Source organism: Streptomyces niveus (assembly GCF_001723055.1).
GTDB lineage: Bacteria > Actinomycetota > Actinomycetes > Streptomycetales > Streptomycetaceae > Streptomyces > Streptomyces niveus.
The window spans coordinates 1-10,790 of the sequence record NZ_MDCR01000319.1; the positions used below are offsets into that span (position 1 = coordinate 1).

Annotated in this window: 12 protein-coding genes; 1 reads left to right on the forward strand and 11 read right to left on the reverse strand. The window is 71.9% G+C overall.

What is annotated here, in order from left to right:
• Positions 1-67: 67 nt before the first annotated feature.
• The 5 genes from der to aroH all read right to left on the reverse strand — a co-directional run bounded on the left by der (position 68) and on the right by aroH (position 4,675).
• The gene (der, locus tag BHU15_RS30215) at positions 68-1,546 is read right to left on the reverse strand and encodes a ribosome biogenesis GTPase Der (RefSeq protein ID WP_069630065.1); all 1,479 of its coding nucleotides are present in this window, start codon (positions 1,544-1,546) and stop codon (positions 68-70) included.
• Positions 1,547-1,597: 51 nt separating this feature from the next.
• The gene (locus tag BHU15_RS30220; RefSeq protein WP_069630066.1) at positions 1,598-2,314 is read right to left on the reverse strand and encodes a lysophospholipid acyltransferase family protein; all 717 of its coding nucleotides are present in this window, start codon (positions 2,312-2,314) and stop codon (positions 1,598-1,600) included.
• Positions 2,311-3,036, reverse strand: coding sequence for a (d)CMP kinase (cmk, locus tag BHU15_RS30225; protein ID WP_069630067.1), 726 nt, complete (start codon positions 3,034-3,036; stop codon positions 2,311-2,313). The genes BHU15_RS30220 and cmk overlap by 4 nt, the downstream gene beginning before the upstream one ends.
• Before the next feature lie 194 nt (positions 3,037-3,230).
• Positions 3,231-4,316, reverse strand: a complete 1,086-nt coding sequence (locus tag BHU15_RS30230) for a prephenate dehydrogenase (RefSeq protein WP_069630068.1) — start codon at positions 4,314-4,316, stop codon at positions 3,231-3,233.
• On the reverse strand, positions 4,313-4,675 hold the full coding sequence (gene aroH, locus BHU15_RS30235; RefSeq protein ID WP_069630069.1) for a chorismate mutase: 363 nt from the start codon (positions 4,673-4,675) through the stop codon (positions 4,313-4,315). The genes BHU15_RS30230 and aroH overlap by 4 nt, the downstream gene beginning before the upstream one ends.
• 136 nt (positions 4,676-4,811) lie before the next feature.
• Between aroH and BHU15_RS30240 the strand changes: the two genes are divergently transcribed.
• Entirely contained in the window at positions 4,812-5,549 is a 738-nt protein-coding gene (locus BHU15_RS30240) for a nucleotidyltransferase domain-containing protein (protein WP_069630070.1), read from the forward strand.
• Here BHU15_RS30240 and BHU15_RS30245 read toward each other — a convergent pair.
• The 6 genes from BHU15_RS30245 to BHU15_RS30270 form a co-directional block, all read right to left on the reverse strand.
• Entirely contained in the window at positions 5,481-6,323 is an 843-nt protein-coding gene (locus tag BHU15_RS30245) for a nucleotidyltransferase domain-containing protein (RefSeq protein WP_247748903.1), read from the reverse strand. The genes BHU15_RS30240 and BHU15_RS30245 overlap by 69 nt on opposite strands.
• A 3-nt stretch (positions 6,324-6,326) precedes the next feature.
• Complete coding sequence (locus tag BHU15_RS30250) at positions 6,327-7,349, reverse strand: ADP-ribosylglycohydrolase family protein (RefSeq protein ID WP_069630071.1); 1,023 nt, start codon at positions 7,347-7,349, stop codon at positions 6,327-6,329.
• Positions 7,346-8,101 (reverse strand): NUDIX hydrolase, encoded by a 756-nt coding sequence (locus BHU15_RS30255; RefSeq protein ID WP_069630072.1) that lies wholly within the window; start codon positions 8,099-8,101, stop codon positions 7,346-7,348. The genes BHU15_RS30250 and BHU15_RS30255 overlap by 4 nt, the downstream gene beginning before the upstream one ends.
• Positions 8,098-9,180: an AAA family ATPase gene (locus BHU15_RS30260; RefSeq protein WP_069630073.1), complete on the reverse strand. Its 1,083-nt coding sequence runs from the start codon at positions 9,178-9,180 to the stop codon at positions 8,098-8,100. The genes BHU15_RS30255 and BHU15_RS30260 overlap by 4 nt, the downstream gene beginning before the upstream one ends.
• A complete protein-coding gene (pnuC, locus tag BHU15_RS30265; protein WP_069630074.1) occupies positions 9,177-9,830 on the reverse strand; it encodes a nicotinamide riboside transporter PnuC in 654 nt (217 codons plus the stop codon). Before pnuC ends, BHU15_RS30260 begins: the two co-directional genes overlap by 4 nt.
• 130 nt (positions 9,831-9,960) lie before the next feature.
• Positions 9,961-10,790: pseudouridine synthase (locus BHU15_RS30270; RefSeq protein WP_069630075.1), on the reverse strand; the 830-nt coding region annotated here is incomplete at its 5' end.

Genomic DNA, 10,790 nt, shown 5'->3' on the forward strand with positions numbered 1-10,790 from the left:
AAGCCGGTGGGCCGGCGCGGATCTCGTCCGCGCCGGCCCACCGGCTTCTTCCGTCACTGACCCGCGGTCACTTCTTACGGCCGCGCTTCTCCCGCACCCGCACCGAGATGTGGATCGGCGTGCCGTCGAAGCCGAACTCCTCGCGGAGCCTGCGCTCCACAAAGCGCCGGTAGCCCGCCTCGATGAACCCCGACGCGAAGAGCACGAACCGGGGCGGCCGGGTGCCCGCCTGCGTACCGAACAGGATCCGCGGCTGCTTGCCGCCGCGGATCGGGTGCGGGTGGCCGGCGACGAGCTCGCCGAGGAAGGCGTTGAGCCTGCCGGTCGGCACGCGCGTCTCCCAGCCCGCGAGCGCCGTCTCGATCGCCGGGACCAGCCGCTCCATGTGGCGTCCGGTGCGCGCGGAGACGTTCACGCGGGGCGCCCACGCGATCTGCCCCAGCTCGGTCTCGATCTCGCGCTCCAGGTAGTAGCGGCGCTCCTCGTCGAGGGTGTCCCACTTGTTGAACGCGACGACGAGGGCACGGCCCGCGTCGACGGCCATCGTGATGATGCGCTGGTCCTGCACGCTGATGGACTCGCTGGTGTCGATCAGGACGACGGCGACCTCGGCCTTCTCCACGGCGGCGGCCGTACGGAGCGAGGCGTAGTAGTCGGCGCCCTCCTGGAGGTGCACACGGCGCCGGATGCCCGCCGTGTCCACGAACTTCCAGACGGTGCCGCCGAGTTCGATCAGCTCGTCCACCGGGTCGCGGGTGGTGCCCGCGATCTCGTTGACGACGACGCGCTCCTCGCCCGCGACCTTGTTCAGCAGCGAGGACTTGCCGACGTTCGGGCGGCCGATCAGCGCGATCCGGCGCGGGCCGCCGATCGTGGTGCCGAAGGTCTGCTCGGGGGCCTCGGGCAGCGCCTCCAGGACGGCGTCGAGCATGTCGCCCGTACCGCGCCCGTGCAGAGAGGACACCGGGTGCGGCTGGCCGAGACCCAGCGACCACAGCGCCGTCGCGTCGGCCTCGCCGCTCTGGCCGTCGACCTTGTTGGCGCACAGCACGACGGGCTTGCCCGCCTTGCGCAGGAGCCTGACGACGGCCTCGTCGGTGTCGGTGGCGCCGACCGTGGAGTCCACGACGAAGACGACCGCGTCGGCGGTCTCGATCGCGTACTCGGCCTGGGCGGCGACGGACGCGTCGAGTCCGAGGACGTCCTGCTCCCAGCCGCCGGTGTCGACGAGCTTGAAGCGGCGCCCGGCCCATTCGGCCTCGTAGGTGACGCGGTCTCGCGTGACACCGGGCTTGTCCTGCACGACCGCCTCACGGCGGCCGATGATGCGGTTCACGAGAGTCGACTTGCCGACATTGGGGCGGCCGACGACCGCGAGGACGGGCAGCGGGCCGTGACCGGCCTCGCCGATCGCGCCCTCGACGTCCTCGAGGTCGAAGCCTTCCTGGGCGGCGAGCTCCATGAACTCCGAGTACTCGGCGTCGCCAAGCTCTCCGTGCTCGGCGCCGGGGTTCCCGGAGTCGCCGGAGTGAATGTGGTCGTTCATGAAGTCCGTACCTCGTTCATCGTGATCGGTGCACCGCGCCTGCGCTGTGCACTACTCAAGTCCTGCCCGGCGCCCGGTGAGGCGTCTGGCGTTCTCCAGATGGGCGGCCAGCCGCTTCTGGATCCGCAGCGTGGCGTCGTCCATCGCCTGCCGCGTGCGGCGCCCGCTCCCGCCCGACCGTCGCCCACCACCACCCTTGACCGAGCTTCGCACCTCTTCTTCCTGCGCGTCGAAGGCGTCCCCGAAGACGACGTCGATACGGCCGCGCAGCGGCGGCAGCGCGCCTATCAGCCGCCCGCGCCGCTCCGTGCTCCCCAGCACCGCCACCGGGACGATCGGCGCCCCGGTGCGTACGGCGAAGTACGCGAGCCCGGACCGCAGGGAGGCGAAGTCGCCCTCTCCCCTGCTGCCCTCGGGGAAGATCCCCAGGACTCCGCCGCCCTTGAGGACCCCGAGCGCGTCGGTGACGGCGGCGCGGTCCGTGGTCGTACGGTCCACCTTCAGCTGTCCGATGGACAGCAGGAACGGGTCGAGCGGACCGATGAAGGCTTCCTTCTTGATCAGGAAGTGCACGGGCCTGGGCGCGGTGCCCATGAGCATCGGCCCGTCGATGTTGTGCGAGTGGTTCACGGCCAGGATCACCGGGCCGGTGGCGGGGACCCGCCAGGCGCCGAGCACCCGTGGCCGCCACAGGCCGTACATCAGTCCGATGCCGATGCGGCGGCCGACCGCCGCGCCCCTGCCGGAGGGTCCGGTCGTGCCGGTCATTGGGTCGCTCGCTTCTCCTCGACGAGGGTGACGACGCACTCGATGACCTGCTGGAGTGTGAGGTCGGTGGTGTCCACCTCGACCGCGTCGGCCGCCTTGGCCAGCGGTGACGTCTTACGGCCGGAGTCGATCGCGTCCCGCTTGATCAGCGCTTCCCTGGTGGCGGCGAGGTCCGTGGACTCCTTGCCCTTGAGTTCGCCGCTGCGGCGCGCGGCGCGCGCCTCGGGCGACGCGGTGAGGAAGATCTTCAGGTCGGCGTCGGGCAGCACGGTCGTGCCGATGTCGCGGCCCTCGACGACGATGCCGTTCGGGGCGCCGGCGGCGATGGCGCGCTGGAGTTCGGTGATGACGGTCCGCACCTCGGGGACGGCGCTGACCGCGCTGACCTTGGCCGTGACCTCCTGGGTGCGGATGGGACCCGAGGCGTCCACGCCGTCGACGGTGATCGTCGGGTTCGCGGCGTCGGTGCCGGAGACGATGACCGGCTTGTCGGCGGCCGTGGCAACGGCGGAGGCGTCCTGGACGTCGATGCCGTTGCTGATCATCCACCAGGTGATCGCCCGGTACTGCGCGCCCGTGTCCAGGTAGCTCAGTCCGAGCTGGGTGGCCACGGACCGGGACGTGCTCGACTTGCCGGTGCCCGCGGGCCCGTCGATGGCGACGATGACGGCGGCCGGGGCGGTCCTGGCGTCGGTTGCAGCGGTTTCCACGGGGGCGGACACCTTCCTGGTTCACGGGGCGCGGAGTCGTACGCGATGTCGTTCGCGCGACACGCTCGGGACGTTCGGGGGGTCGTTTCCGGACGCCCAGACGTCACTACGCCCCCGCACAAGGTTACCGAGTGCTGGGCGTGTCCCTTACACCCCCGCGAAAGCCCGCCCCCGTACCGGCGTGCGGAGGCTTTCCGGCGCCGCTGTCAGCGGCGGATCGACCAGCCTCGCTCGCGCAGTGCCGCGCTCAGGACGGGCGCCGCCGCGGGCTCAACCATCAGCTGCACCAGACCCGCCTCCTGACCGGTCGCGTGCTCGATCCGGACGTCCTCGATGTTGACCCCGGCGCTCCCGGCGTCGGCGAAGATACGGGCCAGCTCGCCCGGCCGGTCGCTGATCAGGACGGCCACCGTCTCGTACGACGCCGGGGCGGCGCCGTGCTTGCCCGGTACCCGTACGCGGCCCGCGTTGCCGCGCCGCAGGACGTCCTCGATGCCCTCGGTGCCGCCGCGCCGCTTGGCCTCGTCGGCGGACTGGAGCGCCCGCAGCGCCTCGACGGTCTCGCCCAGGTCGGCGGCGACGCCCGCGAGGACGTCGGCGACCGGTCCCGGGTTCGCGGTCAGGATCTCGACCCACATCCGGGGGTCGGAGGCGGCGATCCGGGTGACGTCGCGGATGCCCTGGCCGCAGAGCCGTACGGCCGCCTCGTCGGCGTCCTGGAGGCGGGCGGCGACCATGGAGGAGATCAGCTGCGGGGTGTGGGAGACGAGGGCCACGGCCCGGTCGTGGGCATCGGCGTCCATGACCACCGGCACGGCGCGGCAGAGCGCGACCAGTTCGAGCGCCAGGTTCAGCACCTCGGTGTCGGTGCCGGGCATCGGCGTCAGCACCCAGGGGCGGCCCTCGAAGAGGTCGGCGGTCGCGGCGAGCGGCCCCGAGCTCTCCTTGCCGGCCATCGGGTGCGTACCGATGTACGCGGTGAGGTCGAGGCCCAGCGCCTCCAGCTCGCGCCGGGGGCCGCCCTTGACGCTCGCGACGTCCAGGTAGCCGCGCGCGCTGCCGGCGCGCATCGCGGCGGCGAGGGTGGTGGCGGTGTGCGCGGGCGGTACGGCGACGATCGCGAGGTCGACGGGGCCGTCCGGCGGGTCCTCGGTGCCGGCGCCGAGCGCCGCGGCCGTGCGGGCCCTGGCCGGGTCGTGGTCCACGAGGTGGACGGCGACCCCGCGCCCGGCGAGGGTCAGGGCGGCCGAGGTGCCGATCAGGCCGGTGCCGATGACGAGGGCGGTTCTCACTGGGCGATGTCCTTGCGGAGGGCTGCCGCGGCGCCGAGGTAGACGTGCGCGATCTCGGATCGGGGGAGGTCGGACTCGATGTGGGCGAGGATACGGACCACGCGTGGCATGGCGCCCTCGATGTCCAGCTCCTGCGCGCAGATCAGCGGTACGTCCACGATGCCGATCCCGCGCGCGGCGGCGGCCGGGAAGTCGCTGTGCAGGTCGGGGGTGGCCGTGAACCAGATACTGATCAGGTCGTCCGCGCCGAGGCCGTTGCGCTCCATGATGGCGGAGAGCAGGCGGGCGACCTGTTCGTCCATGTGCCCGGACTCGTCCCGCTCCAGCTGGACGGCCCCTCGGACAGCGCGTACCGGCACGTCGTGCTCCTCGTCCCGCTCAGTGATCGTGTGCTCGGTCCAGGGTAGACAGACGGGCGCCGGTGCGGCCGGGGCGACCGCCCCGCGAGACGGCGGGCGCCGGACGGTGCGGGGCGCTCCCGTACCCTGCCTGCGTATGACACCCGAGGACCTCGTACGCGACCACACGATCTACGCGTGCGTCATGGGCTCCCGCGCCTTCGGTCTGGCGACCGAGGGCAGTGACACCGACCTGCGGGGGGTCTTCCTGGCGCCGACGCCGCTGTACTGGGGCTTCGAGAAGCCCCCGACGCATGCCGACGGGCCGGCGGACGAGCAGTTCTCCTGGGAGCTCGAACGGTTCTGTCTGCTGGCGCTGCGCAGCAATCCGGGCGTGCTCGAATGTCTGCACTCACCGCTGGTCGAGCACGCCGACGACACGGGCCGTGAACTCCTGTCCCTGCGCGAGGCGTTCCTCTCCCGGCAGACGCACGGGACGTTCGTCCGGTACGCGATCGGCCAGCGCAAGAAACTGGAGGCGGACATCCGGCAGCACGGCGCGCCCCGCTGGAAGCACGCCATGCATCTGCTGCGACTGCTGGGCTCCTGCCGTGATCTGTTGCGTACGGGGCGGCTGGTCATCGACGTGAGTACGGAGCGCGAGGCGCTGCTGGAGGTCAAGCGCGGTGAGGTGCCGTGGGCGGAGGTGGAGCGACGGATGAACCGTCTCGGCGACGAGGCGGACGCCGCGCTCACCGGCACCGCGCTGCCCGCCGGGCCCGACCACGCACGCGTCGAGGACTTCCTGATCCGCGCGCGGCGGGCGTCAGCGCTCCAGACGGGTGCGGACGACCAGGTCGTGGAGCGCCTCGTACCCGGCCGGGGAGTCGGGTAGCCGGGTCTCGGCCCTGGCCTCCGCCAGCACCTCGTGGAGCGCGTCGACGTCGCTCTGGAGGCGGGTCGGGGCGAGGCCCGTCGCCGCGCCGTGTTCGGCCTCCGCCTTCGCCTCGATCAGCTCGGGCAGATAGTCGGGCGCGCTCACCTCGCCGAGCAGCGTGGGCAGATGGGCCTGCACCTCGCCGCTGCGCATCAGATGCACGCCGGTGAGCAGCGCCCTGAACGTGTAGAGCAGCGGCTTGAGTTCGCCGGTCTTCTCGAAGAGCCGCCACTGGGTGGCGGCGAATCCCCGGTAGTGGTGGGCGTGGTGGCCGGTGAGCACACCGGGCGCCAGGGACAGCAGTTCGCGGTGCGCCTCGGTCGAGTGCACGATCAGCGGCGAGTGCAGTTGTTCCAGTACGTAGCCGTTGCGCCGCATCATCATGCGGACGAACTTCCGCAGGTCATGGCTGACCAGGTCCATCTCCACGCCGTCCTGGTCCCACATCCGCGACCGGGTCTCGTCCGGCTCGTGGAGCCCGATGAGTTCGGCCACCGGCAGCAGATGGGCGCCGCGCAGGTCGACGTCGGAGTCGGTGGAGGGGAATCCGTACAGGTGGGCGCCGGAGACGGTGGCGAACAGCAGCGGATCGGACTCCTCGGCGAGGGCGGGGCCGAGGTCGGTCACGGGCAGCCCGGCCCGTTCCAGGAGCCGGGCGCGCTCCGCCGGCCGCTCGTCGGAGGTGTCGTCCCCGGGACTGTCGTCCGCCATGTGTTCGTCATCCATACGCATGGATCAAGCGTCCCAGAGTGCCCCGAGTTCCAGCAGGTCCTCGCGGTACTCGATCCGGTCCGCCCATTCCGCCGGCCAGGCGTCCGCCCCGAGGTGCGCGCCCGCGAACGCGCCCGTCAGGCAGGCGATCGAGTCCGAGTCTCCCTTGGTGCAGGCGGCCCGGCGCAGCGCCGTGACCGGTTCCCCGGGGAAGAGCAGGAAGCAGAACAGTCCGGTGGCGAACGCCTCCTCCGCGATCCAGCCGTCGCCGGTCGCCAGGCACGGGTCGGTCTCGGGTGACGGGGTACGCAGGGCCTGTTGGAGCCGTTCGAGCACGGCCAGGCACTCGTCCCAGCCCCGCTCGGCGAAGTGCTCGGGCGTCGGGTCCTGGCTGTGGGTCCACAGGTCGCCGAGCCAGTGGTGGTGGTAGCGGGAGCGGTTCTCGTACGCGTAGCTGCGCAGCAGTCCGACCAGGCCGGTCGGCTCGGTCCCTCGGGCCAGCAGATGGACCGCGTGGGCCGTGAGGTCGGACGCGGCGAGGGCGGTGGGGTGGCCGTGGGTGAGGGCGGACTGCAACTGGGCGGCGCCCGACCGCTGTTCGGCGCTCAGTCCGGGGGCGAGCCCGACGGGGGCGACGCGCATGTTGGCGCCGCAGCCCTTGGAGCCGATCCGGCTCGCCCGCTGCCAGGGCCGGTCGCCGTCGAGCAGCTGACAGGCCGTCATACAGGTGTTGCCGGGGGCCCGGTTGTTCTGCGGGTCGTGGTACCAGCTGACGAACTCCCGGCGCAGCGGCGGCTCCAGGGTCCGCGCTTGGAGCGGGCCGGCGGCCATGGCGGTGCGCAGGCCCCGGCCGAGGGCGAGGGTCATCTGGGTGTCGTCGCTGACGATCGCGGGCTTCAGCAGGGGGATCTCCCGCCATGGGCCGAACTTGGCGAGGATCGACGGCACGTCGTTGAACTCGGTGGGGAATCCGAGGGCGTCACCGAGCGCGAGCCCGGTCAGGGCGCCGGTGGCCGCGCTTTTGACGGTGGTCCGCGAGGAGTTCATGGGGTGGGGCGTCCTTCCGGTCGGAGCAGCGGCGGGTGGAGTGCGGTGGCGGTGCCCGCCCGGTAGAGGGCGGCCGGTTTGCCCCGGCCGCCGGTGCGGCGCGGCGGGCCTTCGACCGGTTCGACGAAGCCGGGTGAAGTGAGCACCTTGCGGCGGAAGTTGGGGCGGTCCAGGGTCACGCCCCAGACCGTCTCGTACACCTGCTGCAGCTCTCCGAGGGTGAACTCGGGTGGGCAGAACGCCGTGGCGAGGCAGGTGTATTCGAGCTTGGCGCCGATCCGGCGCCGGCCGTCCGCGAGGATCCTGCCGTGGTCGAAGGCGAGGTGGCCGAGTTCGCCGGTGTCGTGGCGGGTCCAGCGGGCCTGTGCCGCGTCGCCGCCGCCGCGCGGCTCGGGGAGGTCGGGCAGCAGCGCGGTGTACGCGACGGAGACGACCCGCATCCGGGGGTCGCGGTCCGGGTCGCTGTACGTACGCAGTTGCTCGGGCCGCAGTCCGGCGACGGTGTCGGGCGACAGGCCGGTCTCCTCGGCGAGTTCCCGCCTGGCTGCCTGCCCGGCGGACTCCCGGGGCCGTACGAAGCCGCCCGGCAGCGCCCAGTGGCCCCGGTAGGGCTCCTCGCCGCGTTCGACGAGCAGCACGTGCAGATGACCGTCGCGGACGGTGAAGACGGCGAGGTCGACGGTGACGGCGAACGGCACGAAGTCGGCGGGGTCGTAGTCGTCGGGCACCCGGGGCGGTCGGTCGGGGCTCATCTGTTCTCCGGCAGGGGTGCGGCGAAGTACCAGCCTTCGTCGAGCAGGGCGTCCACGGCGGCGACGGCGTCGGCCAGCCGCTTCTCGCGCGGCCCTTCGAGCATGAGATACGTCCGCCCCGTACGCGTGAGTTCGGCCCTGAAGCGGCCGGTCATCCAGGGCCGCAGCTCCTCGTGGTCGCGCAGCCCGTCGTCCTCGAAGGCGACGCCCTCGTGGCCGGTGAGCAGCCACAGGTGGTGCGGCACCCGGTCGGCGATCTCCTCGATCTCCGGGTTGCGGCCGCCGACGTAGCGCTCGTGCCAGACGGTGGTGGCGAAGGAGTCGGTGTCGCAGATGAGGACGGGCGAGCCGGCGCGGGCGGCCTCCTCCTCCAAGGCGTTCTGCCGCCGCGCTATCAACGGGAAGTCCTCGGTGGTGAGTTCGACGTCCTCCCACCGCGCGCCGGGGCGGCGTTCGCGCAAGGAGGCGAGTCGCCGCTCGCTGAACTCCCGTCCGTACTCGGGGACGCAGCGCGTACGGGCCCACACACCGCCGCGCGCCCGGTAGTGCCCGGCGAGCGCCAGCGCGAGGGTGGTGGTGCCGGTGGACTCGGCGCCGAGCACCACGACGCGACGGGCGAGGGCGGCCCGGACGGGCGGGGCGAGGAAGTCCCAGCAGCCGACCGGGTCCGCCCTGACGTCGGTGCCCGACACGGGGTGCAGTGTGCGGCCGGGGTCCACGAGGACGGACACGGCGCCGAAGCGGCGGGCGAGTTCGTCCCCGTACGACTCCGAAGTGAAGACCGCGTCCACGGGCTCGGGGACGGCCGCGCGGAAGACCGCCATGTGCGCGTCCCAGATGGCGGGGTCGCGCAGATCCATCCGGTTGTCGTCGACGGCGCCCACGACCCGGACGTCCGGGTGGACCTCGCGCATCCAGGCGACGCGGTCGGCGAGCGGCACCGACTCGACGGAGGCGGCGCAGACGAGGACCGTGAGCCGTTCGCAGCGGGCCTTCGCGGTCCGTACGAGGTGGTGGTGGCCCCCGTGCGGCGGGTAGAACTTGCCGAGGACCAGGCCGTGTTCGTATCTCGCGCTCATGCCACGGCCTCCAGCGGCGTGGCGGGCCGGCCGCCGAGGTCGCGCGACCAGTTGCGCAGTCCGATGACGCACAGGGTCAGGAAGCCCACGTACAGGATCGACGTCAGATACAGGTCCTTGTGCGCGTAGAGCGGGATGTAGACGACGTCGGCCGCGATCCACAGCCACCACGACTCCAGCCGCTTGCGGCACTGTCCGTACGTCGCCATCAGCGACAGCGCGGTGGTGACAGCGTCCCAGAACGGGACCGTCGACGAGGTCTGGTGGTCGAGGAGCAGCGTCAGTCCGAGAGTTCCCGTCGCCCCCGCCGCGAGCAGCCAGCCCCACTCGGTGCGCGTGGTGCGCCGCACCGGGAGAGTCGATGAGCCTGGGCCACCCCCGTGGGTCCAGGTCCACCAGCCGTACACGGCGAGGGCGATGAAGACGACCTGCAGTCCGGCGTCGGCGTACAGGCCGGCCTGGGTGAACAGCAGGATGAAGAACAGGTTGTTGGCGATGCCGATGGGCCAGTTGGCGAGGTGCTGGCGGGCGACGAGCCAGACGCAGAGCGCGCCGCTGCCGAAGCCCAGCACCTCGGTCCAGCTGACCGGGGTGTCGAGAACGGTCACCAGCGGCTGCTGCAACGGGTCGAGAAAATCCGCGAGACTCACGCCCGCCTCCTTAATGGTCAGGTTGACTATAAAGGTGCGCGGGCCCGCGCCGCAAGCAGAAAAGCCCGTGGCCTCCGGGCCACGGGCTTTCTTCGGGTGGGACCGCCTACGGAGCGGCCAACAGGACGGCTTACAGGCCGACTTCCTTCATCAGCATGCCGACCTCGGTGTTGGTGAGACGGCGCAGCCAGCCGGACTTCTGGTCGCCCAGCGGGATCGGCCCGAACGCCGTCCTGACCAGGCGCTCGACCGGGAAGCCCGCCTCGGAGAGCATGCGGCGCACGATGTGCTTGCGGCCCTCGTGGAGGACCACCTCGACCAGGTAGTTCTTCCCGGTGTTCTCCACGACGCGGAAGTGGTCGGCGCGGGCGTAGCCGTCCTCCAACTGGATGCCGTCCTTGAGCCGCTTGCCCAGATCGCGCGGCAACGGGCCCTGGACGGCGGCGAGATACGTCTTCTTCACGCCGTACCGGGGGTGCGTCAGACGGTGGGCCAGCTCACCGTGGTTGGTGAGGAGGATGATGCCCTCCGTCTCGGTGTCCAGCCGGCCCACGTGGAACAGCCGGGTCTCGCGGTTGGTGACGTAGTCGCCCAGGTTCTGCCGGCCGTCCGGGTCGCCCATCGTGGAGACGACACCGGCGGGCTTGTTCAGCGCGAAGAAGAGATGCGACTGGGTGGCGACGGTCAGACCGTCGACCTTGATCTCGTCGCGGTGCGGGTCGACCCGCATGCCCTGCTCCATGACGATCTCGCCGTTGACCTCGACGCGCGCCTGCTCGATCAGCTCCTCGCAGGCCCGGCGCGAACCCATGCCGGCCCGCGCGAGGATCTTCTGGAGCCGCTCGCCCTCCTGCTCGGCGCCCGGGTTGGTACGGGGGGTCCTGATCTCCGGCTTGTCCGCGTACCGGTCGCGGTTGCGCTGCTCGATCTTGGCGTCCAGCTCGCGCGGGCGGGCATGGG